The 21,281-nt window shown below is 72.5% G+C and carries 22 protein-coding genes; 5 read left to right on the top strand and 17 right to left on the bottom strand.

The window, feature by feature from the left end; all coding sequences use genetic code 11:
* A partial coding sequence (locus WH85_RS02460) for a cytochrome c oxidase subunit I (RefSeq protein ID WP_045740001.1) occupies positions 1-687 on the bottom strand: 687 nt, incomplete at its 3' end.
* 132 nt (positions 688-819) lie between these two features.
* Here WH85_RS02460 and WH85_RS51475 point away from each other — a divergent pair.
* Positions 820-1,083 carry a DUF3040 domain-containing protein gene (locus tag WH85_RS51475; RefSeq protein WP_045739940.1) on the top strand — a complete coding sequence of 88 codons (264 nt, stop codon included), beginning with the start codon at positions 820-822 and terminating at the stop codon, positions 1,081-1,083.
* Here WH85_RS51475 and WH85_RS02450 read toward each other — a convergent pair.
* Positions 1,059-2,204: a tetratricopeptide repeat protein gene (locus WH85_RS02450; protein WP_045739939.1), complete on the bottom strand. Its 1,146-nt coding sequence runs from the start codon at positions 2,202-2,204 to the stop codon at positions 1,059-1,061. The genes WH85_RS51475 and WH85_RS02450 overlap by 25 nt on opposite strands.
* A gap of 138 nt (positions 2,205-2,342) precedes the next feature.
* Positions 2,343-3,368, bottom strand: coding sequence for an NAD(P)-dependent alcohol dehydrogenase (locus tag WH85_RS02445; protein ID WP_045739938.1), 1,026 nt, complete (start codon positions 3,366-3,368; stop codon positions 2,343-2,345).
* 107 nt (positions 3,369-3,475) lie between these two features.
* Between WH85_RS02445 and WH85_RS02440 the strand changes: the two genes are divergently transcribed.
* Positions 3,476-4,057: a TetR/AcrR family transcriptional regulator gene (locus WH85_RS02440; RefSeq protein WP_045739937.1), complete on the top strand. Its 582-nt coding sequence runs from the start codon at positions 3,476-3,478 to the stop codon at positions 4,055-4,057.
* Between the two features lie 148 nt (positions 4,058-4,205).
* On the opposite strand, the gene WH85_RS02435 is transcribed toward WH85_RS02440, so the two are convergent.
* Genes WH85_RS02435 through WH85_RS02405 form a run of 7 tightly spaced genes read right to left on the bottom strand, consistent with a single transcriptional unit; the run spans position 4,206 to position 10,668 of the window.
* A complete protein-coding gene (locus WH85_RS02435; RefSeq protein WP_045739936.1) occupies positions 4,206-4,598 on the bottom strand; it encodes a PPOX class F420-dependent oxidoreductase in 393 nt (130 codons plus the stop codon).
* A 33-nt stretch (positions 4,599-4,631) separates the two neighbouring features.
* Positions 4,632-5,063, bottom strand: coding sequence for a nucleoside deaminase (locus tag WH85_RS02430; RefSeq protein ID WP_045739935.1), 432 nt, complete (start codon positions 5,061-5,063; stop codon positions 4,632-4,634).
* Positions 5,060-6,034, bottom strand: a complete 975-nt coding sequence (locus tag WH85_RS02425; protein WP_045739934.1) for an ornithine cyclodeaminase family protein — start codon at positions 6,032-6,034, stop codon at positions 5,060-5,062. Before WH85_RS02425 ends, WH85_RS02430 begins: the two co-directional genes overlap by 4 nt.
* A 32-nt stretch (positions 6,035-6,066) precedes the next feature.
* Positions 6,067-6,975, bottom strand: a complete 909-nt coding sequence (locus tag WH85_RS02420) for an ABC transporter permease (RefSeq protein WP_045740000.1) — start codon at positions 6,973-6,975, stop codon at positions 6,067-6,069.
* Positions 6,972-8,015, bottom strand: a complete 1,044-nt coding sequence (locus WH85_RS02415; protein WP_052720098.1) for an ABC transporter permease — start codon at positions 8,013-8,015, stop codon at positions 6,972-6,974. Before WH85_RS02415 ends, WH85_RS02420 begins: the two co-directional genes overlap by 4 nt.
* A gap of 5 nt (positions 8,016-8,020) precedes the next feature.
* Positions 8,021-9,670 (bottom strand): ABC transporter ATP-binding protein, encoded by a 1,650-nt coding sequence (locus tag WH85_RS02410; RefSeq protein ID WP_045739932.1) that lies wholly within the window; start codon positions 9,668-9,670, stop codon positions 8,021-8,023.
* 2 nt (positions 9,671-9,672) lie between these two features.
* Entirely contained in the window at positions 9,673-10,668 is a 996-nt protein-coding gene (locus tag WH85_RS02405; RefSeq protein ID WP_045739931.1) for a BMP family ABC transporter substrate-binding protein, read from the bottom strand.
* 123 nt (positions 10,669-10,791) lie between these two features.
* Between WH85_RS02405 and WH85_RS02400 the strand changes: the two genes are divergently transcribed.
* Positions 10,792-11,487, top strand: a complete 696-nt coding sequence (locus WH85_RS02400; RefSeq protein ID WP_045739930.1) for a GntR family transcriptional regulator — start codon at positions 10,792-10,794, stop codon at positions 11,485-11,487.
* Positions 11,488-11,726: 239 nt separating this feature from the next.
* Here WH85_RS02400 and WH85_RS02395 read toward each other — a convergent pair whose 3' ends face one another.
* The 3 genes from WH85_RS02395 to WH85_RS02385 all read right to left on the bottom strand — a co-directional run bounded on the left by WH85_RS02395 (position 11,727) and on the right by WH85_RS02385 (position 14,184).
* Positions 11,727-13,388: a RyR domain-containing protein gene (locus WH85_RS02395; protein WP_045739929.1), complete on the bottom strand. Its 1,662-nt coding sequence runs from the start codon at positions 13,386-13,388 to the stop codon at positions 11,727-11,729.
* 110 nt (positions 13,389-13,498) lie between these two features.
* Complete coding sequence (locus WH85_RS02390; RefSeq protein ID WP_245673787.1) at positions 13,499-13,762, bottom strand: DUF3817 domain-containing protein; 264 nt, start codon at positions 13,760-13,762, stop codon at positions 13,499-13,501.
* A gap of 2 nt (positions 13,763-13,764) precedes the next feature.
* Positions 13,765-14,184, bottom strand: coding sequence for a hypothetical protein (locus WH85_RS02385; protein WP_045739928.1), 420 nt, complete (start codon positions 14,182-14,184; stop codon positions 13,765-13,767).
* A gap of 105 nt (positions 14,185-14,289) precedes the next feature.
* Here WH85_RS02385 and WH85_RS02380 point away from each other — a divergent pair, with 105 nt between their 5' ends.
* Positions 14,290-15,285, top strand: coding sequence for a GlxA family transcriptional regulator (locus WH85_RS02380; RefSeq protein WP_045739998.1), 996 nt, complete (start codon positions 14,290-14,292; stop codon positions 15,283-15,285).
* On the opposite strand, the gene WH85_RS02375 is transcribed toward WH85_RS02380, so the two are convergent.
* Positions 15,239-15,793 carry an STAS domain-containing protein gene (locus WH85_RS02375; protein WP_083448729.1) on the bottom strand — a complete coding sequence of 185 codons (555 nt, stop codon included), beginning with the start codon at positions 15,791-15,793 and terminating at the stop codon, positions 15,239-15,241. The genes WH85_RS02380 and WH85_RS02375 overlap by 47 nt on opposite strands.
* A 201-nt stretch (positions 15,794-15,994) precedes the next feature.
* Between WH85_RS02375 and WH85_RS02370 the strand changes: the two genes are divergently transcribed.
* The gene (locus WH85_RS02370; protein ID WP_045739927.1) at positions 15,995-16,279 is read left to right on the top strand and encodes a BON domain-containing protein; all 285 of its coding nucleotides are present in this window, start codon (positions 15,995-15,997) and stop codon (positions 16,277-16,279) included.
* A 47-nt stretch (positions 16,280-16,326) separates the two neighbouring features.
* On the opposite strand, the gene WH85_RS02365 is transcribed toward WH85_RS02370, so the two are convergent.
* From WH85_RS02365 to WH85_RS02355, 3 genes are all read right to left on the bottom strand, one after another.
* Positions 16,327-19,518 (bottom strand): DEAD/DEAH box helicase, encoded by a 3,192-nt coding sequence (locus WH85_RS02365; RefSeq protein WP_052720096.1) that lies wholly within the window; start codon positions 19,516-19,518, stop codon positions 16,327-16,329.
* Positions 19,519-19,660: 142 nt separating this feature from the next.
* On the bottom strand, positions 19,661-20,584 hold the full coding sequence (locus WH85_RS02360) for an FAD-dependent oxidoreductase (protein WP_045739926.1): 924 nt from the start codon (positions 20,582-20,584) through the stop codon (positions 19,661-19,663).
* A gap of 93 nt (positions 20,585-20,677) precedes the next feature.
* A complete protein-coding gene (locus WH85_RS02355) occupies positions 20,678-21,268 on the bottom strand; it encodes a YczE/YyaS/YitT family protein (protein ID WP_045739925.1) in 591 nt (196 codons plus the stop codon).
* Positions 21,269-21,281: the final 13 nt, after the last annotated feature.

The raw sequence follows: 21,281 nt of genomic DNA, 5'->3' as shown, positions 1-21,281 counted from the left end.
GAACAGCGCGGCGGCCAGGAACGGGAAGATCAGGATCGCCAGCAGCGCGGTGACCAGCATGTTCCAGGTGAAGATCGGCATCCGGAACATCGTCATGCCGGGGGCGCGCAGGGTCAGGATCGTGGTGATCAGGTTGACCGAGCCGAGGATCGTGCCGAGACCGCTGATCGCGAGGCCGACCACCCAGGCGTTGCCGCCGATGCCCGGCGAGTGCAGGCTGTCGCTCAGCGGGCTGTAGGCGAACCAGCCGAAGTCAGCCGCTCCTCCGGGCATCAGGAAGCCGCTCATCGCGGTGAGCGTCCCGAACAGGTAGAGCCAGTACGCGAACGCGTTGAGGCGCGGGAACGAGACGTCCGGCGCACCGATCTGGATCGGGACGATGTAGTTGGCGAACGCGAACACGATCGGTGTCGCGAAGAACAGCAGCATGGCGGTGCCGTGCATGGTGAACAGCTGGTTGAACTGCTCGGGCGAGAGGATCTGCATGCCCGGCCTGGCCAGCTCCGCCCGCATGAGCAGGGCCATCAGGCCACCGACCATGTAGAACACGATCGAGGTGACCAGATACATGATCCCGATCTGTTTGGCGTCCGTCGTGCGCAGCAGCCGGGCCAGGGCCGAACCCTTCACCTGCCGGCGGACCGGATGGGGGCGGATCGGCGTCGGCCTCGGGGCGACGGTAGTCATCCAAGCTCCTCACCTGCGGATATCTCCCCTCCCGTTATAGACTTCCCGTGTCTCAATTCGCCTCATATCGCAGGATCACCCGCAATTCGGATACACCCTGCGATACTGCGAAGGGTTCGTCAGGGAGACCCGATGCTCGACGAGAGCGAAGCGCGGGCGCTCGAGGACATCGAACGCCGGCTGTGCAGCGACCCGCGGTTCGTCCGGCGGATGCGTGGACCCGGCCCGCTCCGGCCGTTCCCGACCGTCTCGGTGCTGTGCCTGACGGCGTTCCTGGCCCTGCCGTTCGTGGCGCTGTTCGGCGGACCACAGGCGGCGCTGATCCACGCGGACGTGGCGGCGGTCCTGGTCGTGACGGTGCTGGCCTGGCGTCACCGCCGGCGGGCGGGATCCTGAGGGTCCTTCCAGGCCTCGCGCAGCTCGTCCCGCGTCTCCCGCCACCACTGGCGCAGCTCGCCGCGCAGGTCGGAGAACATCATCTGCGCGGGCACGTCCTGCCGGTAGGCGCCGAGCACCTCCCAACCGGTCAGCATCCACCGGACCGGGACCAGCGCCACGGCGATCGAGGGCAACCACCGAAGACCGGTCATCGTGTACGCGGTGAGCACGGTCATCTGGAGGACGGCCACACCGATGCCCGCATACGTGGTGCGCCGCAGCACCCGGGACGACAGTCCCATCGCCCGCCACGGGGCCCGGCCGGCCGGAACGAGCAGCCGGGTCCAGAGCGCGATCACGGTCGCCACGTCGACACCCGCCATGATCCGAGCCGGGACGTGCACCGCCGGGATCCAGTAACCGGCGAGCAGCGCGGCCGCACAGATCATCAGCAGGGTGGCCGGCCACCAGTGACGCAGCACGGTGAGCAGCCGGCGCACCGGCCAGGCGATGGCCTGCGCGTCGGCCTGGGCCGGATTGTCCCGGGCCACGTCCCGCAGGGTGCGGACCGAGGCGCGGACGTGCAGCCGGTCGGCCTGCAGCATGGCGAGCAGCCAACGGCCGTGTGGACTCTCCGGGTCGCGCGCCAGGGCGGCCCGGACGAAGCGGTCGGCCTCGTCCCGGTTCCCCTCGGCGCGGGCCACGTCGGCCATCGTGAGCAGGGCGTAGACCGAGTGCGGGGCGAGCCGCAGGCCGTGGTCGGCGGCGGCGCGGGCCTCGGGCAGCCGCCTGCGCTCGACCAGGGCCCGGGCCAGCACCAGGTAGCCGTCCGGGTCGTGCGGCTCGAGCCGGATCGCCTGTTCGGCGGGGGCGATCGCGTCCCGGGAGCTGTACAGGGCGAGCATCAGTTCGGCATGCTCGAGGTGCGCGGACGCCTGCCGCGGGTCGGCGGCGAGCGCGGCCCGGCACGCCTCCCGGGCCTGCGGGAACTTCTCCTGGCGGCGCAGCGCGTACGCGAGCAGGGTCAGCAGTTCGGCGTCCCCGGGTGCCTCGACAAGCGCGGACCGCAGCGCGGCCTCGGCCTGGTCGAGCCGGCCGACCTCGAGCAGCGCCCGGGCCCGCTGACGGCCGGCCGTCACGCGGCGTACCGGCCGGGTGCCGGTGTCGCGGCGAGGTGGCTCATGAGCGGCGATTATGCCGGTAACAGTGAGTGAGCGCCAGGGTGAATCCGTCACAGGGCGCCGGGTGGTCTCCGCCGCCTTCGTCCCGGCTGGTGATCAGTCCAGGTCGGCCAGGTCCAGGACGAAGCGGTACCGGACGTCGCCCCGCTCCAACCGGGTCAGGGCCTCGCCGGCCTTTGCCGACGGCAGCAGCTCGATGTCCGCGGTGATGCCGTGCCGGGCGGCGAAGTCCAGCAGCGACGCGGTGGCCACCCGGCCTGCGGTGCCCGACGAGGTGAGTCTCCTGCGGCCGGCCATCAGGTCCATCACGTCGAGTTCGAGCGTGCCGAAGTAGCCCAGCATGCTGAGGGTGCCGTCCAGGGCCAGCAGGCGCAGCAGGGCGGCGGTGTCGTGCGGGGCGGAGATGGTGTCGACGATCAGGTCGAAACCGCCCCGGACCTCGTCCCGGCGGGCCTCGTCGATCAGATCCCGGGCGCCGAGCGCCAGCGCGTCGGCGGTCTTGTCCGGGGTACGGCTGAGCACCGTCACGTCGGCGCCCCGGGCCACCGCCAGCTTGATCGCCAGATGTCCGAGTCCACCCATACCGGCGACGGCCACCCGGCTGCCCGGGCCGATGCCGGCGGACTCCATCGGGTCCCAGACCGTGACGCCGGCGCACATCAGCGGGGCGGCCGCCGCCGGGTCGAGGCCCGCCGGCAGCGGGTAGGCGAAGGCGTCACGGACGACGTACTCCCGGCTGTATCCCCCGAGGGTGATGGTGCCGTCCACCCGGTCCGGCGCGGCGTAGGTGTAGGTGGCGCCGCCGAGACAGTAGACCTCCTGCCCGGCCGTGCACATCGCACAGGTCAGGCAGGCGTCGACCACGGTGCCGACGGCCACCCGGTCGCCGGCGGCGAAGCGGGTGACCGCGGAGCCGATCGCGGTGACCGTGCCGGTGAACTCGTGCCCCGGGACGACCGAGCCCTGTGCGTGCCGGTGGATCTGGTGCAGGTCGCTGTGGCAGACCCCGCAGTAGTCGATACGGACCGCGATGTCGTCGTCGCGCAGGTCGCGGCGCTCGACGGTGACCCGGTCGAGGGTGGTGGAGCCGTTCGAACTCCGCCAGGCGGTCGTGGTGCGCATGAACCCTCCAGAAAAAACAAACTGTTCGGTATTTTTGGCGCCGCGGCCCACCGTAGCCCCGCACTCCCCAGAAAACAAACTGACTGGTCTGTTTGTTAGATTGGGTCATGCCCGGACCACCCGCCACCGCCAAGGGAGCCGCGACCAGCCGCCGCATCCTGGACGCCGCCGCCGAGGAGTTCGCACTCCGCGGCATCGCCGGCGCCCGCGTCGAACGGATCGTGCAGGCGGCCCGCACCAACAAGGCGCAGCTCTACGGCTACTTCGGCAACAAGGACGCCCTGTTCGACGCGGTGATCGCCGACGCGGCCCGGCGGATGATGGACGTGGCCCCGTTCGACGCGGCCGACCTGCCGGGCTGGGCGGTCCGCATCTACGACGAGAACCTGACCCACCCGGAGATGGTCCGGCTCGCCACCTGGGTTCGCCTCGAACGGCAGCCGTCCGGGCCCCTGGCCGACGAGACCGCCACGCACGACGCGAAGGTGGCGGCCATCACCACCGCGCAGGACGCCGGCCTGCTGCGCCCCGGCGACCCGAACGACATGATCGCCACGGTGATCGCGATGGCCTGCGCGTGGTCCCCGGTGAGCAGCGCCTACGCGGCGTCCCCGGCCGACCCGGCCGCCGACCACGACCGCCGCCGCGCATACCTCCGCGAGTCCGTCCGCCGCGCCGTCGCCCCCTGATCCCCCCGCGGGGCGCCGCCTGGCCGGCTGGATCCGGTCCGGCACCGCGCGGCTGAGGCCCGGAAGACCGCGCGGCCGAGGTCCTGAGACCTGAACGACGGCGCCCGCCCCACACGGGGGCGGACGCCGTCGCTGTTCTCCGTCCCGGTCAGGCGACGTCGCGGGCGTTCAGGGTCAACGAGTGCGCCTCGGTGTCGGTCTCCTCGATACCGAAACTGATGACGCGCCGCGGGTGGACGCGGATCAGCGGGGTGGGCTCCTCGATCGCCTCCGCGGTGCCGCGGATCTCCAGGCAGCGCACCCGCCACGGCTCGACCGACGGCAGGTCGTCGACGACGAACGCGACCTGCCCGGTGGCCGCGACGTTGCGGAACTTTCGGCTGGACTCCATGTTGAAGCCGAAGATGTCGATCGTGGAGGTCTCCTCGTTCCACTGGAAACCCACCGGACTGTTCTGCAGGGTGCCGTCGGGGCGGAGGGTGGCGAGGCGGCCCAGGTGCTGGCTCGCGAGGTAGGCCAGTTCGGTCGGCGTCAAGCTCATCCCGGCAGCCTCACACCTCAACCTCGGTAGAGGTCAAGCCCGGAAGACGTCGAGGGCCCCGGTGACCGGTACCGGCCCCTCCACCACGATCGGCGCGTTGCTCGCGGCGATCACCTCAGCGCAGGTCAGCGTGAACCGCGGCCCGTCGCCGCCGAGCAGCGGCGTGAAATCGCGGGTGGCGGCGGCGAAGACGATCCTCGACACACCCGCCCACACCATCCCGGCGGCACACATCGGGCACGGCTCGCCACTGGCCCAGACCGTCCCGCCGGTGACCGGGCCCCGGGCGTTCGCGACGGCGTCGAGCTCGGCGTGCGCCCGGATGTCGCCGCTGGTGGTGACCCCGTTGCGGCCCTCGGCCAGGACATTGCCGGCCACATCGGTGATGACCGCCCCGAACGGGCGGTCACCGCGGTCCCGGGCCTGCCGGGCGAGTTCCACGGCCCGCAGCAGAAAGGCGGTCATGAGCGCAGATCCACGGTCGTACCCACCTTCTCGCGTCGCGCGTGTTCGACGAGCAGCCCGGCGGTGACCACGTCCTGCAGCCCGAGCCCCACCGAGTTGAACAGGGTGATGTCGTCGTCGCCGGTCCGCCCGGGCGCGGCGCCGACGATCACCTGACCCAGATCGGTCAGATCGTCCTCGGTGATGTGCCCTTCGGCGATCGCCAGCAGCACCTCACCGGACTTGGCCAGCGCCGTGGCCCGGCTGTCCACGATCAGCCTCGCACGGGCGAGACCGGCGCCGTCGACCTCCCGGTGATCCGGGCGCGGCGGCGCGCCGACCGCGTTCACGTGCAGCCCGGCACCGAACCACGCCCCGCGCACCAGAGGGGTCCGGGACGGGGTGAGGGTGCAGACCACCTCCGCCGTGCGGACGACCTCCTCCGCGTCGGCCGCGGCCACGATCTCCAGGTCCAGGCCGTCGATCTCTCTGCGGTACGCGGTGAGCGTGGCCTCCGTCCTCGACCAGACGACGACCCGCTCGATGGGCCGGATCTTCGCGATCGCCCGGGTGTGCTCGACCGCGAGTGCCCCCGCCCCGACCAGTCCCAGGACGGTGGCGTCCCGGCGGGCCAGATGCCGGGTGGCCACCGCGCTGGCCGCGGCCGTCCGGACCGCCGTGACCAGGCGACCGTCCACCAACGCCAGACACTCCCCGGTCGCAGCCGACGTCAGCAGGATCGCCGACCGTTGCACCGGCAGTCCCCGTTCCGCGTTCGCCGGCAGGTCGGCGAGCATCTTCACACCGGCGTACCGGCCCGCGACCGCGGCCATCGGCAGGTGGCTCCCCCGGTCCGCGGAGGTCATGGCGGCCGGGGCGGGCACCTGCGCCAGCCCGCGGGCGAGGTCGGCGTGCGCCTCCTCCAGGGCGTCCCGGACCTCGTCTCGCCGTAACAGCGCGGCGACGTCGGAAGCGGTGAGCACAACGGTCATCGGGACGGCTCCTCCAGAGAGAATCGAGCGGATCAGGCACGGGCGAACGGGACGGTCAGGCACGACGGTGCCCGGCTCGCCCCGGCCAGGCCGCTGACGGCGACGATCGCCACCAGGTACGGGATCATCGTGAGCACCGCGGGCGGCAGGCCCACACCGGCCGCCGGCAGGGCGTACTGCAACGCCTGGGCGACCCCGAACGCGACCGCCGCGACGACCGTCCCCGGGGTGCGCCACCGTCCGGCGATGACCGCGACCACGGCGAGATAACCGATCCCGGCGGTCATGTTGTCGCTGAACGCGTGCACCTCGGAGAGGGCCAGCTGCGCGCCGCCGAGTCCGGCCAGCGCCGAGGTGAGCAGGATGCACAGGGCCCGGATCCGGCGGACCGGCAGACCGGTCCAGTCGGCGGCACCGGCGTCCTCCCCGGTGGCGTCGATCCGCAGCCCCCAGCCGGTACGGGGACCGAGCAGCAGACCGGTCACCAGCACCACGCCGGCGCAGAGGTAACCCAGTGCCGTCTGCGCGAACAGGACCGGCCCGATCACCGGGACGTCGGCCAGAACCGGGATCGGCAAGCGCTCGAACCCGGTGACCCCCCGATCGCCGTCGAGCAGCAGCCGCGCGCCGAAGGTGGTGGCGGCGAGGGCCAGCGCGTTCGCGGCGACACCGACGACGATCTGGTCGGCACGGAGGCGTACCGAGAGAAGGGTCTGTGCGAGACCGACCAGGAGGCCGCCGCAGAGACCGCACGCGGCACCCAGCCAGGCGGATCCGGTCAGGACGGTGCCGGTGACGGCGGTGAACGCGCCGGTCAGCATCATCGCCTCGAGGCTGAGGTTGAGGACACCGGCACGTTCGCTGACGAGTTCCCCGACGGCGGCGATCAGCAGCGGTAGCGCCAGGCCGAGGCCGCTGACCAGGATCTGGGTGAGCATCATCGGGTCGCCTTCTTCCCTGCCGCCCACGTCGCGGTGGCCGCGATCAGCAGGATGATCAAACTCTGGATGATCGCCACGGTGGTGGACGGGACCCCGGCGACCAGTTGCAGGTTGATGCCGCCCGAGGTGAGGAACGCGAGCAGCAGGGCGGCGGCGGTCAGCGCGAGCATCGAGCCGCCGGCGAGCAGCCCGACGACCAGTCCGGCGAAGCCGAAACCGGAGGTGAACCCCTCGGCGAGCAGGGCGGGGGCGGTGGACACCAGCAGGCCGCCGCCGAGACCGGCGAACGCCCCGGCCGTGGAGAGGGCCACCACCCGGGTGGGCCCGGCCCGGACGCCGAGGCGGGCGGCGGCGGCCGGTGACTGCCCGAGGGCCCGCAGCCGCAACCCGGCCGGGGTGTGCCGGCTGACCACGCCGATCACCGCGGTGGCGATCAGGGCGAGCAGGATCGCCACCGTCGCCGGAGACCGTTCGACACCGAGCAGCGGCAGGTGGGCGCCGTCGACCAGGGGCGCGGACTGCGGAAGCGTCTCCGACGAGGTCACCGGCTGCCGCAGCAGGGTCGGCTCGTGGACCATCAGGGTGACCAGGGCGAGGCCGACGAAGTTCAGCAGCAGCGTGGTGATGATCTCGCTGGTGCCGCGCCGGACCAGCAGGACCGCGGCGATCGCCGCCCACAGGCCACCGGCGGTGAACGCGGCGAGCAGCGTCAGCGGCACCCCGACCAGTGCGGGGGTCGCCGCCGGCAGGGTGGTGCCGACCGCGGTCGCGGCGATGCCACCGGCGCAGAGCTGCCCCTCGCCGCCGACGTTGACCAGGCCGGCCCGGTGCGCGAGGGAGAACCCGGCGCCGACCAGCATGAGCACGGCGGCGGTGTTGAGCGACTTGCCGATCGCGTAGGGTGTGCCGGCCATCCCCTCGGCCAGCGCGCCGATCGTGGTGGCCGGCCCGGCGCCGGCGAGGGCGGCCAGTGCCAGCCCGGCGAGCAGGGCGACCAGGACCGCGCCACCCGCGACGAGTGCTCTCCTCGTGCTTCTCATGCTCCTCATGCGACGGCTCCGGTCTCTTCGTTCGCCGGTGCTGCCGCGGACCGGCCGGCTCCGGTCATCAGGGCGCCGATCTCGTCGGCGGCCCGCTCGCCGCCGGCCGGCACCGGTCCGAGAAGCCGGCCGGAGTAGGCGACGTGGATCCGGTCGCACAGGGCGAGCAGTTCGGGGAGTTCACTGGAGACGACCAGGACGGCGACGCCGCCGGCGGCCACCGCCCGCAACCGGGCCAGAACGTGGTCGACGGCCCCGACGTCCAGGCCCCGGGTGGGTTGAGCGGCGATGAGCACCTTCAGGCCGGGGATGGCGACCTCCCGGGCCAGCACCACCTTCTGCTGGTTTCCACCGGACAGGGATCCCATCGGGGTACGCGGTGACGACGTCCGGATGTCGAAGGAGGCGATGACGTCCGCCGCGGCCGTGTCGAGGCGCCGCCGGTCCAGGAGACCGAACCTGCGGAAGTCACCGAGCCGGGCCAGGTACAGGTTCTCGGCCACCGACATCGCCCCGACCATCGCCTCGTGGTGCCGGTCCTCGGGGACGACACCGAGCCCGAGCGCGGTCCGCCGGGCCGGCGTGGCCCGGGTGATGTCCACGCCGCCGAGGTGCACGGTGCCGGCGTCGGCACGCGTGGCGCCGGAGAGCACGTGCACGAGGTCGCTCTGCCCGTTGCCCTCCACCCCGGCGATCCCGACGATCTCCCCCGGCGCGAGGGTGAGCGAGACGTCCGCCAGGATCCGGGTCCGGCCGGCCCGTCCCAGGGTGATCCCCTCCACCCGGAGCACCGGCTCCCGGCCGGCCGATCCGCCGGCCCGCTCCGCGGCAGCGTCGCCGACGGTGGCGTCGCCGGTAGCCGCGTCGACGTCGGTGGCGTCGCCGGTGGCCACGTCGACGCGAACGCCCAGGCCGGCGGTGACGGCGGGATCGAGGTCGTCCGGGTCCCGTCCCAGCATCAGCGCCAGCAGCCGGGGAACCGAGGCGTCCCCGGCCAGCGGACCACCACCGGCGACGGTGCCGGATCGCAGGACGGTGGCCTCGTCGGCGGCCGCGGCCACCTCGCCCAGCTTGTGGGTCACCAGCACCACCGACCTGCCGGACGCGGCGACGGCCCGGCAGGTGGCGATCAGCGCCTCGATCTCCGGTCCGTCGAGGACCGCGGTCGGCTCGTCGAGCAGCACCAGGTCCGGGCCGGGCAGCAGCGCCTTGACGATCTCCACGCGTTGCCGGGCCCCGATCGGCAGGTCACCGACGAGCGCGTCCCGGGGGACGGTGAGGCCGAACTCCCCCGCGATCCGCTCCAGGCGACGGCCCAGGTCCGCCTTGCGGAGCCGCAGTCCGCGGCCGCCGAGCAGCAGGTTCTGCTCCACGGTCATGGTCGGGACCAGCGAGAAATGCTGGTGCACCATCGCCACCCCGTGGGCCAGCGCCTGCGCCGGTGAACCCGGCCGGTACCGCCGGCCCCGCAACGTCATCGTTCCGGTGGTCGGCGCGAACCCGCCGTACACCAGGTTGCACAGGGTGGACTTCCCGGCGCCGTTCTCGCCGAGAACGCAGTGCACCGTTCCCGGGGCCACCGTCAGCGAGACCCCGTGCAGCGCGCGGACCGGTCCGAACGACCGTCCCAGATCCTCGAGCACCAGCAGCCCCATGATCAGTACGCCGTGACCGCGCCGGAGGCCAGCTCGCTCTTGGCCTTGGCGAGCAGTGCCGCGACCGCGTCGTCCTTCGTACAGAGGACGAAGTCGGTGCCGCCGTTGTCCGAGGTCAGCCCGAACCGGACCTGCTCGGCCTTCCACGTGCCGTCGAGGACGGCGTGCACCGCGTACTCGAGTTCGGCCCCGATGTCGGTCTTCACGTAGCCGACGTAGGCGCTGTCCGTGCAGTCGCCCGGGATCGGACCGCCGACCATGCGGGCGCCGGACTCCTTCGCGGCCTGTTCGATGCCCTGTTTGCCGAGGTTGACGATCTGTCCGAGCACGTCGGCGCCCGCCCCGAAGTCGGCCGCGGCGGCCTGCTTGGCTTTCGCCGGGTCGTTGAAGTCCCCGACGTACTGCGGCGCGAGGACCTCGGCGCCGGTTCCGGCGAAGGCCACCCCGTTGGCGTACGCCTTCGCGGCGTTGACGATGGCCGGCAGTTCCACGCCGCCGACGAACCCCACGGCACCCTTCTGCGACGAGGCGGCGGACACCACCCCGCTGAGGAACTCGGCCTCGGCCTGCTGCGGGTCGTAGTAGGCGAGGTTGGCCAGCGGTACGGCGTCGGCAGGCCCGCCGATCTCGACGAACGTCACCTCCGGGAACTGCGGGGCGACCTTGCGCACGTCGGCGTCGGTCTGGCCGCCGACCGAGACGACCAGGTCGCTGGCGGAGGCGAACCGGACCAGGGCCTGCTCGTAGTCGGCGGCCTCGACCCGCTCGACGTAGCTGAGGTCGACCTCGTCGCCGAGGGCCGCCTGCAGACGCTGATATCCCAGGTAGGCGGACTGCATGAAGCCGGTGTCACTGATCGAGCCGGGCAGGAACACCCCGACTTTGAGCTTGCCGTCACCGTTGCCGGCCTCGGCCCGGTCGTCGCCGCATCCGGCGATCAGGGCGAGCGGTAGCAGCGACGACACCGCGAGGGCGGCACTGCGGGCAAGGACCTTCATGGCGTTCTCCTCGGGGGTGGCGCTCTAGTGGTATACCACTAGAGGATCGGGAGACTTTGTTGTCGGCTCGTTGCGCCGCCGTTAGCTCTCTGCTTCCAGAACCTCTCGGTATACCGTTACGCGGTGGCCACCGACCGCACCCTGCGTGACACCGTCTACACCGCCCTGCGGGACCGCATCGTCGGCCTGCACCACCCGCCCGGCTCCCGCCTCATCGAGCGCGACCTCGCCACCGAACTCGACGTCTCCCGCATCCCGCTGCGCGAGGCGCTGCAACTGCTGCAACAGGACGGGCTCGTGGTGATCGTTCCGCGTCAGGGGGCGATCGTCGCGCCCTTCACCGCCGACGACGTGCGCGATCTCTTCGACGTACGCGAAAGCCTCGAAGTCCTGGCCGCCCGGCTGGCAGCGGAACGGGCGACACCCGCGGGGCTGGCGCGGCTGCGGGAGCACATGGACGCGGCGCGCGACGCGGCGCACCGGCACGACGAGGCCGCGACCGCCTCCGCCAACGCCGCCTTCCACCACGAGGTCGTCGCGATAGCCGCCAATCCGCTGCTCAGCGACATGATGCGGCCGCTGGCGGCGCGTGTGCAGTGGCTGTTCCACCTGACCCGCCGGCGCGACCCGGTGCGGCAGTGCGAGGAACACGAGGAGATGTACACGGCCTTCGCCGACGGGGACGTCACCGCGGCGGAACGGCTGGCCTTCGACCACGTGCGGTCGGGGCGCGCGGAGAGCATCGAGCTGGCCGGCGGGTGGAGCACCGGCGGCATCGACCCGGTGGCCGCCACCCGCACCCGCCGTCGTCTGGGCTGACCCGGGCCGGCGGTCGCCGTCACCCGCAACCGACCTCGCGTGGTGAATCGGGGCGCGCCCGCTGCCCCGACTCACCACCGCCCACCGCGCTGTGGTGATTTCGGGCGCCGTGGACGGCCGAAATCACCACGGCCAGGTGGGTGTGTGGCGGAACCCGGGCTGGCGGCTTCAGCGCTCGTCCCGGGCGTCGGAGCTCGTCCCGGGCCCTCGGCGTCGGAGCTCGTCCCGTGCCCTCGGTGTCAGAGACGGACGATCTGCAGGGCCATCTCGGCGAGGATCGCCGGCAGGTTCTGGACGGCCTCGCGGTCCTTGGCCCGTTCGGACGGGGAGAGGACCGCCCACTCGACCAGGGACGGATGCTGCTTGGCGTCGTTGTCGCGGGTCTCGGCGTAGGTCCAGCCCGCGGCGGTGCGTTCCTCGCACCAGCGTTCGTGTTCCAGCTCGGCCAGCTGGTCGAGCTCGGCCGGGGTGAAGGCGAACGGCTCGGCCGGGCCGACCCGCGGGGCGACCGTCGCGCCGATCGCCTGGATCTTCGCGCCGATGCCGGCGGCCTGACCGCGGTTGGCCTGTCTCGCGTCCTCGGCGAGGTCGTCCCACTCGACCATGGAGGCGTTGGCACCCATCGGCGTCCCTTTCGCCACCTGGGACGTCAGGTAGTGCGCGTGGACGGCCCGGGCCAGTCGTTCCGTGAGATCCTCGTCCAGCACCATGGGCCTACAGGCTAGTACCGTCGTGTCGATCATGCGAATACGACCGCGCAGGTCGTCCAGCAGATGGCCGGCGGTGCTCCCGAAGACCACGCTGTGATGCTTCAGCCGGTCGAGGCGGACCACCAGGGAACCCGGGTCGCCGGGCCAGAGGTGGATCATGGTCAGGGCGGTCGACAGCGCGCGCTGCTCGTCGTCGTAACAGACGTAGACGCGATGACGGTTCGCGGCCGGCACCGGCGCCGGACCGTCGACGACCGTCACGTCGCAGTGGTCGCGGACCACGTCCCAGGTGTCCAGCAGGGCGGGGACCAACGTGGACGCGGCGTCGTCGACAAGCGTCACCGGCAGGCGGCCGGCGCCGGTGAGGAGACGCCAGCGGCGGGCGTACTCGATCAGCAGGGACTGACCGAACGCACCCAAACCGATGATCATCAGGGGTGCGCCGAGCGGTTCGCTGCGGACCAGTTCCCGCGCGGCGAGTTCGTCGGCGACCAGGAAGTCCAGGCGGACACCGTCGGGGGTGGCGTGGCTGAGCCAGCGGGCCGCCAGCGCCCGGCCCAGCACCTGGTCGTCGATCCAGGCGTAGGCGCGCAACGGCCCGGACCGGACCAGGCCGGGCTCGACGACGGCGACGGCCGTCGCCACCGCGGCGATGTTCGGCGCGCCACCGCCCTGCTGGTGATCGACGCAGGCGTGGATCACGTCGGCACCGGCCGCGCCCACGGACCGGAGCGACAGTTCGTCACCGGCCGCGATCCGTTCCACCCGCCGGCCGTCGGCGAGGGCGCTCGCGGCGAGGGCGTCGGCCAGCGGCGTCTCGCCGACCACGACGACATGGCCGCCGGCGGTGCGGCTGCGCCAGCGTGACCACTCGCCGGAGAGCAGCACCCGCACGGTCTCGGCGAGGGCGAACAGGGTGACCGCGGGCGCCAGGAAACGCGCCACCTCCAGCCGCAACGGCAGCACGCCGCCGTCGCCCAGCGGCGCCGAGTCGAGCACGAAGAGCTGCAGGTCGTAGTAGAGGACGTCGAGCGGGCGCCGGCCGTAGTGCGCGTACTGCTCGGCGCCGAGGAACTCCTGCAGTCCGAGGAAGCCGAGCACCAGTGCCCCGGCGCCGAGAACGACGAACAGCCACCGGGTGCCGGCCCACAGCCGGCTCGAGGTGCCACCGGGGGTTTCGTTGACCGCCACGCAGGGACCTCCGTATCCGCGCCGCCTGTCGCAGGAGTATCCAGTGGATCGATCGACATCCCGAGGATCTGTCCATGACTTGACAGCGCGGGCGGTGCGGAGCGCGGTTTTCAGGCCCGATCGGGACCGGCGGGGAGCAGGCGCAGGGCCAGGAGGCCGCCGATGCCGGGGATCAGGACGAGCAGACGCGCGCGGAGGGTGGCGTCGCGGTGGGTGAGGGTGAGGACGATGACGAACAGGTAGGCGCAGCCGTGGACCGGGCCGGTCAGGGACGTGACCGGTCTCCAGTGGACGGTCACCAGGTTGACGAGCAGGACCAGCAGGGACACCAGCTCCACCGTGGCGGCGAGCGGCAGGGCGCGGGGCACGCTCACGGTCAGGCTCCCGTCGTCGAACCGGGGCGGACGATCATCAGGATCGTCACCGTGGCCCAGAGCAGGTTGAAGACGCCGGTGAGCATGGCCAGCCGGGCGGGCCGGACGGCCGGCGTGCCGGACAGGATGCGCTGCTGGTACGGCAGGATCAGCAGGCCCAGGATCAGGGCGGCGGCCAGGGTCAGCACGATCGAGACGACCAGCCAGGTATCGGTGAGAACGCCGAGGCTGCTCGCGGTGGCCAGGCCGAAGACCGGGACGGCGATGCCGAACACGGCGTAGACGCGGCAGATCCGGTGCAGCAGCGGCAGGGCGGAGTGATCGCGGCGGGCCGCGGCGGGGAACATGCCGGCGGCCACGGTCACCGGGCCGATCGCGATGATGGCCGCCAGGACGTGCAGGGAGAGCAGGAACTTCGTCACCGGGCGACGCTATGTCCGGGTGACCGACGCCGGAACTGGCTGGATTGCCGTGCACCGACGAATTCTGGCCACCCGTGACACGGGACGGCGGTTAGGGTGGCGGGCGTGCATGTCGTCGCCGTACTCGCTCTGGACCGGGTGATCCCGTTCGACCTGTCGACACCGATCGAGGTGTTCGACCGGACCCGGCTCGCGGACGGACGGGCACCCTACGAGGTACGGGTCTGCGGGCTCACCCCGACCGTCGACGCGGGCGCCTTCACCATCACGGTGCCCTACGGGCTGGACACCCTGCTCGAGGCGGACACCATCGTCGTGCCGGGATGTGCGGTGCTGACGGAGGGCGTACCCACCGAGGTTCTCGACGCGCTGCGCAAGAGCGCGGCAGCGGGCGCGCGCATCGCCTCGATCTGCGCCGGGGCGTTCACGCTGGCGGCCACCGGTCTGCTGGACGGGCTGCGGGCGACCACCCACTGGGTCGCGGCGGAACAGTTGGCGGCGTCATACCCGCGGATCACCGTGGATCCGAACGTGCTCTACGTGGACAACGGCATGATCCTGACATCGGCGGGTGCGGCGGCCGGGCTGGATCTGTGCCTGCACCTGATCAGGCGGGACTTCGGGTCGGCGGTGGCGGCGGACGCGGCACGGCTGTCGGTGATGCCGCTGGAACGCGAGGGCGGGCAGGCGCAGTTCATCGTCGCGGAACAGCCGCCGACACCGCGGGGCAGCACGCTGGAGCCGCTGCTGCTGTGGATGCAGGAGAACAGCGAGGCCGACCTGACGCTCGACGCCATCGCGCGGCGGGCCGGGGTGAGTGTGCGGACCCTGAACCGGCGTTTCCGGGAGCAGACCGGGACGACGCCCCTGCAGTGGCTGCTGCGGGCCCGGATCCGGCGGGCGCAGCACCTGCTCGAGGCGGGCGATCAGCCGGTGGAGCAGGTGGCCGCGCTGGCCGGGTTCGGGTCGCCGGTCGCGTTCCGGGAACGCTTCAAGCGGGTGGTGGGGACGAGCCCGGCCGGTTACCGGGCGGCGTTCCGCAGGCCCGGACCCGTCACCGAGCCGGAGCCGTCGCGATCAGGGCCTGGTCGACGGTGGTGAAGGTGCGGAACGTGGCGCGCAGGCGGGTCCGCATGGTCATCCGGACGAAACGGGACGGGCCGGCCAGCAGGACCTCACTGCGGTGGCGGCGGGCCAGGTTGCGGGCCCGGACCAGGGTGCTCAGGACCGGCGGGTCGACGGTGCCCGCGCCGCTCAGGTCGACGATCACGGACGGACGGGTGGCCAGGGACTCGTCCAGGGCCTGCCGCAGGGGCCCGATGGCGTCGATGCTGACGTCGCCGGTCACCCGGATGACCGCGGCCGCCGGGAACATCTCCACCGCGATCTCCGACAGGTCCGGGATGTCGACGGCGAGCGAGCGCGGCGGCGCCACACAGGACGGGCACCGGTGCGGTCCGCGGGCGAACGACGAACCCGTCCAGCCGCTTCCGGTCACGGCGGCGTGGACCGATTCGGTGTCGTGCAGCCCGTAGGCGCCGGCGGACGCCACCTCCCCACAACCATCGCAGATCAACTCGACGCCGGATGCGTCGGAAACGGCGGTCATGGGTGGCCCCCTCGTCGCTGATGGTGTTCGGGAATCAACCCTCCGAGGCGGAGATGTCGACCATTCCGCGAATTCATGACGGTCGTATGACGACGGCGCGGTGCCCGATTCTGTGGCTTCGATGCCGGGTGGGCCCGGATGGACACGGCGGACTAGGCTCGCTCAACCAGACCTGTGCACCCCTGTGAGCGAGGCCCATGCATGTCACCACTAGGCGAGCAGCACGGCGACAGCCTCGACGACGAGGACCTGGCCCAGCGGGTGGCGCAGGCCCTGCGCCTCGATCCTGAGATAGGCCGCCACCAGCTGAAACTCAGTGTGCAGAACCGCGTGGTCATCCTGACCGGGCATGTGGCCACCGCCCGGGACAGCGGCATGGCCTCGCAGCGGGCGTGGTCGGTGCCGGGCGTGTTCGACGTGTGCAACCGCATCGGCGTGGCGGGTCACGCCGGACCCGTCGTCTGGGACTGGCCCGGCATCGGGTGAACAGCACCATAAGCTTCGGTTAAATCACCCGATCGGTAAAACCCGGCTCATTCCAGCAGGCCCTGAATGTCGGCGGCGGTCAGTTCGGCCGAACCGAAGTCGCCGCCGTCGAGCACGCTGCCGGACAGGGCCGCCTTGCGGGCCTGCAGGGCCATCACCTTCTCCTCGATGGTGTCCTTGGCGACCAGGCGGTACACCATCACGTTGCGGGTCTGGCCGATCCGGTGGATCCGGTCGATCGCCTGCGCCTCGGTCGCCGGGTTCCACCACGGGTCGAGCATGATGCAGTAATCCGCCTCGGTCAGGTTCAGCCCGAACCCGCCCGACTTGAGACTCACCAGGAACACCGGGGCGTCCCCGGCCTTGAAACCGGCGATCACCTCGGACCGGTCCCGGGTCTTGCCGTCCAGGTAGGAACAGTCGATCCCGGCGTCGGCCAGCCGGTCCCGGGCCGCGCCGAGGAACCGGGTGAACTGGCTGAACACCAGGATCCGGTGCCCTTCGGCGACGATGTCGGTGACCCGCTCGACCAGGGCGTCCAGCTTGGTGGAGGCGACACCCCGGTGCTCCGGGTCGACCAGGCCGGCGTCCAGGCTCGCCTGCCGCAGCAGGGTCAGCGACCGGAAGATCTCGAACCGGTTCTTCTGCATGTCGCCGAGCAGGCCGAGCACCTTCTGCCGCTCCCGCTGCAGGTAGGTCTGGTAGATCCGGCGGTGCCGCGGATTGAGCTCCAGCTCGATCGTCTGCTCCTGCTTGGCGGGCAGGTCGGCGGCCACCTCGGTCTTGCGGCGGCGCAGCATCAACGGCCGGATCCGGCGGCGCAGCTGGGCGAGGCGTTCCTGGTCCTGACCGCGTTCGATCGGACGGCGGTAGTAGTCGGCGAACCGGTCGTGCCGGGGCAGCAGGCCGGGCGCGGTGATCGACAGCAGCGCCCACAGCTCGGAGAGGTTGTTCTCCATCGGGGTGCCGGTGATGGCCAGCTTGAACGCGGCCGGCAGCCGGCGGGCGCACTGGTAGCCCTGGGAACCGGCGTTCTTGACGAACTGCGCCTCGTCCAGGATCAGGCCGGCCCACGGCTGGGCCGCATAGTCGTCGAACTCCAGACGGAACAACGTGTACGACGTGATCACCAGATCGGCGCCGTCGATCGCGGCCGCCAGGCCACCGGGGCGGCGGGCCCGGGTCTGCTGCACCACCCGGACGTCGAGGCCCGGGGCGAACCGGGCGGCCTCGGCGGCCCAGTTGCCGACCACGCTCGCCGGGGCGACCACCAGGAACGGATCCGGTGTGCCGCCCTCCTGCAGGACGTGACAGATCAGCGCCAGGGTCTGCACCGTCTTGCCGAGGCCCATGTCATCGGCGAGCACCCCGCCCAGACCGTGCCGGTGGAGGGCGGCCAGCCAGTGGAAACCCTCCTCCTGGTAGCCGCGCAGAGTGGCTTTCAGCGTCGCCGGGACCGGCGGGCGCGGGGTGTCGCCCTCGGCGTAGAGCGAACGGACGGCGCTGTGCCAGTCCGCGGCCGGACCGGTGACCTCACCCAACTCGCCGAGGTCCTGCCAGACCCCGGCCTGGTGGCGCCCGACCCGGACGGTGTCGGCCGGGGCGTCGTGCAGCTCCCGGGACTCGGTGATCAGGTCGCGCAGGCGCCGGAACTCGGGACGGTCCAGTGTCACGTAACGCCCGCTGGGCAGGATCAGGAACTCCTGCTCGGCGGCGAGCGCCACGAACAGGCCCCGGAAGTCGACCTGCTCGGTGTTGATCGAGACCTGGACGGCGAGGTCGAACCAGTCGCGCTCACCGCTCTCCACGCTGGTGAACGCGACGACCGGCGCCGCGGGCTCCTCGACCAGGTCGCCGGGCATGTCGACGGCGACGCCGGGCAGCGCCGCCAGCTGCGGGACGAGGTCGCGGAGCAGCCGGATCATCACGTCGCCGTCGACCACCGTGGGACCGTCCGGCGGGAGGATCGCGGCGGCCGCGCGCAACGTGCCGGCCCGCCACCCCTGCTCCGGGCCGGCACCCAGCGGCTCCCGGTGGTCCTCGCCGCCGATCTCGGTCACCCACTCCCAGGACAGCGCCAGGCGCCGGCCCGGGAGTGGGCGGCCGGTCAGCGTGAGCGTCGCCCGGTCCAGATCGGGCAGCCGCACCGAGTCGTGCATCGCGACGACCTCGGCCCGCCGGGTGAGACCGGGGTAGTACTGCCGGAGGAACCGCTGCTCCTCGGCGACCGGCACCACGATCGGCGGGGCGAGCAGGGCGGACGCGGCCTCCGGGCGCACCGGCCGGGCCAGCGGTGCCAGCCGCAGCGCCTGCGGCAGGCCCCGCGGGCTGCGGTCCCACCAGGCGACCCCGTGCGCCGGGTCGCCCACCAGCAGCAGACGACCGGGATCGATCACCGATGAGCCGTCGGTCAGCACCGGGCGCAGCCGCAGATCGTCGCCGTCGCGGTCGGCGCGCACCGAGAACCGCACCGGCTCCGGGCGCACCACCACCGGCTCGGCGCCGCGGCCGGCAGCGACCAGCGGCAGCCCGGCCTCCTGCGCCTCCAGCAGGAGGTCCCACACCCGGCGGCTGGCGAAGTCGTCAAGGCCGATCACCCGCGGCTCGGCGTAGTAGTAGGGGTCATTGCCGCGGGCCAGGATGCGCAACTCCTGCAGCAGCGCCACGTGCCGGCGGGTCTCCGGGGCGCCGCCGTGGAACGGATACGCGAGGTTCTGCCAGGTCACACCGGTGCGGATCCAGCCGGTGCGGCCCGGGACCACCGGCCGCAGCAGGATCCGGGCGGGGTCGGCGTCGACCTCGAACTGCAGGCCGATCTCCGCCCCGGCCGGGGCCTCCGCCACCCCGAGTGTGTCCGTGGTGGGGTCCTCGTCGCCGAACAGCGCGGCCAGGGCCGGCTCCCAGGGGCGGGCGGCCCGCTTGACGACGGCGTCGAGGCCGGCGGCCAGCACCAGGGCCAGCGGGTGGTCGCAGAGCGGCGCCCGGAAACACGGGCAGTGACCGTCGACAGCGGTGACCGCGCCGTCCGGGCCGATCATGACGTTGGCCCGCGCGCCACCGCGCACGGTGTTGCGGATCCGGCCGGAGGCACGCCGGCCGGCCACGATCCAGCGGGCGTCGAGGATCTCGCCGGCCGCGACCGCGGCCCGCGCCGCCTGGAAGGCCCGGGCGCCGACGACGTCGCAGACCGCCGCCTCAGCGTCCGTCAACACCCTGTCTGTCAGCACCTTGTCCGTCACGGCAACGAGGCTACCCAGCAGACGTGACGGTCTCCGGCCCGGCCGGAGCATCGGGGTCCGCACCGAGGGTCCCGGGAACACGAGGCCGCCCCGTTGCGCGCCGGCCTTCCTGTCAGGGGTACGCGTGAAGCACCGTCCCCGGCTACGCCGGCCCGATCAGTTCCGCCACCCGGGCCGCGTCTCCCCAGGACAGGGTGAACCCGGAACCGCCGTGCCCGTAACACGTGACCACCCGTCCGGCCCGTTCCAGCCGGCGCGCCGACCGGGCCGGCCGCAGCCCGACCGCCCGGGACAGGACCGGCTGCCCGGCCAGTGCGGGCACCAGCGCGCGGACCCGGCGCAGGATCGCCTCCTCGGTGGCCGCGTCGACCTCCTCGTCCCAGCTGCCGACCTGGCCCGTCCCGCCGCACACCACGTCATGGGTGCGCGGCACCACGTACGTCAGCCCGTCCGGGTGGTCGTCGTCGGTGAACCACTCGGTCAGGCCGGGGTTGGCGAGGCGTACCACCTGTCCCCGGATCGGGTAGATCTCGTCGTCGCCGCCGAGCAGGTCCCCCGACCGGATCCCGGCCGCCACCACCACCGCGTCCGGGTCCCCCACCTCGCTCACCAGTTCCTCGGGTCCGGTGGCACGGATCCGGGCCACCGTGGTGGTCACGCCGAGCGCCGCCACCCGGTCCTGGAGCCAGACGAGGTACCGGCCGGTCTCGACGACCGGCACCGTGCAGCGCACCCCGTCGGCGGTCCGCTGATACCCGGGCACCGCGGCGGTCCAGCTCAGGTCGGCCCCGTCGCGCCGGACCCGGACCAGCCCGTCGCGCATGAAGACCGCGGTGGCCGGGTCCGCGGCGAGTTCCTCCAGCCGCTGGTAGGTGACCCGCCCCGACTCCAGCACCCCGCCGTCGATGGCCACCGCGTGCGGGAACCAGATGGCGGCGGCCACCGCGGACACGCTCTCCGACGCCGCCCGTTCCGCGACGATCCGCACCTGATGCCCGGCGACCGCCAGCTCATGCGCCACGCTCAGCCCGACAACGCCCGCTCCGACAACCACGATTCGGCTCACAACCCCACGCTAGGCACCCGCCGCGGTCCCGACAAGATCAGCTTTGCCCGGCGGGAAAGACACGATCAGCTCGGGTACGGGCGGAGGGCCGGATCAGCTCCGGCGGGCGCGGAGTTCCAGGGCGGGCAGCCGGCGCAGGAGCAGGTCGACGGCCGGGCCGAGCAGGAAGATGACGACGAACGTGCCCGGGCCGACCGCCGCGCCCAGGAACCAGCCGAGCAGAGCGCCGCCACCCTGCACCAGGCTGTAGCTCCAGCGGAACGGCACCGGCGGATCCCACGCCAGGGCGGCCGCCTCGGTCGGCCCGGCACCGGTGCCGCTGCCCAGGTATCCGGCCACCCCCAGCGCCAGCACCGGCAGCGCCACGACCGTCAGCAGCAGCCGGGCGGCCATCCCGTCCGGCGCTCCGACCACACCGAGCAACGCCGAGATGGTGAGCCCCACGACGACCGGCTGGGCGATCGTGCCGAGCCCGGGGCGGGTGCCGCGCAGCCACGCCATCACGACCAGGACCAGGCCCACCGCACAGTTGACCGCCACGAACGGCAGCCCGGACGCGATGGTGATCCCGTTGATCATCGTGGAGTAGCCGTCCGAGCCGAGCGCCGCCGACAGCAGCAGCGCGACGCCCACCCCGAGCACCACACACGACACCAGCAGCTGCACGACCCGGCGTATCGTCACGCCCCCATGCTGC

Source organism: Actinoplanes rectilineatus, from assembly GCF_000962825.1.
GTDB lineage: Bacteria > Actinomycetota > Actinomycetes > Mycobacteriales > Micromonosporaceae > Actinoplanes > Actinoplanes rectilineatus.
The sequence above is the reverse complement of the archived record's forward strand: the minus strand, read 5'-3'. Positions and strand labels throughout refer to the sequence as shown.

Excerpts from the sequence above, each read along its gene's own strand:
- WH85_RS51475 (WP_045739940.1), top strand. The coding sequence starts at position 820 with ATGCTCGACGAGAGCGAAGCGCGGGCGCTCGAGGACATCGAACGCCGG.
- WH85_RS02445 (WP_045739938.1), bottom strand. The coding sequence starts at position 3,368 with ATGCGCACCACGACCGCCTGGCGGAGTTCGAACGGCTCCACCACCCTC.
- WH85_RS02440 (WP_045739937.1), top strand. The coding sequence starts at position 3,476 with ATGCCCGGACCACCCGCCACCGCCAAGGGAGCCGCGACCAGCCGCCGC.
- WH85_RS02435 (WP_045739936.1), bottom strand. The coding sequence starts at position 4,598 with ATGAGCTTGACGCCGACCGAACTGGCCTACCTCGCGAGCCAGCACCTG.
- WH85_RS02430 (WP_045739935.1), bottom strand. The coding sequence starts at position 5,063 with ATGACCGCCTTTCTGCTGCGGGCCGTGGAACTCGCCCGGCAGGCCCGG.
- WH85_RS02425 (WP_045739934.1), bottom strand. The coding sequence starts at position 6,034 with ATGACCGTTGTGCTCACCGCTTCCGACGTCGCCGCGCTGTTACGGCGA.
- WH85_RS02420 (WP_045740000.1), bottom strand. The coding sequence starts at position 6,975 with ATGATGCTCACCCAGATCCTGGTCAGCGGCCTCGGCCTGGCGCTACCG.
- WH85_RS02415 (WP_052720098.1), bottom strand. The coding sequence starts at position 8,015 with ATGAGAAGCACGAGGAGAGCACTCGTCGCGGGTGGCGCGGTCCTGGTC.
- WH85_RS02410 (WP_045739932.1), bottom strand. The coding sequence starts at position 9,670 with ATGGGGCTGCTGGTGCTCGAGGATCTGGGACGGTCGTTCGGACCGGTC.
- WH85_RS02405 (WP_045739931.1), bottom strand. The coding sequence starts at position 10,668 with ATGAAGGTCCTTGCCCGCAGTGCCGCCCTCGCGGTGTCGTCGCTGCTA.
- WH85_RS02375 (WP_083448729.1), bottom strand. The coding sequence starts at position 15,793 with ATGACCGCCGTTTCCGACGCATCCGGCGTCGAGTTGATCTGCGATGGT.
- WH85_RS02370 (WP_045739927.1), top strand. The coding sequence starts at position 15,995 with ATGTCACCACTAGGCGAGCAGCACGGCGACAGCCTCGACGACGAGGAC.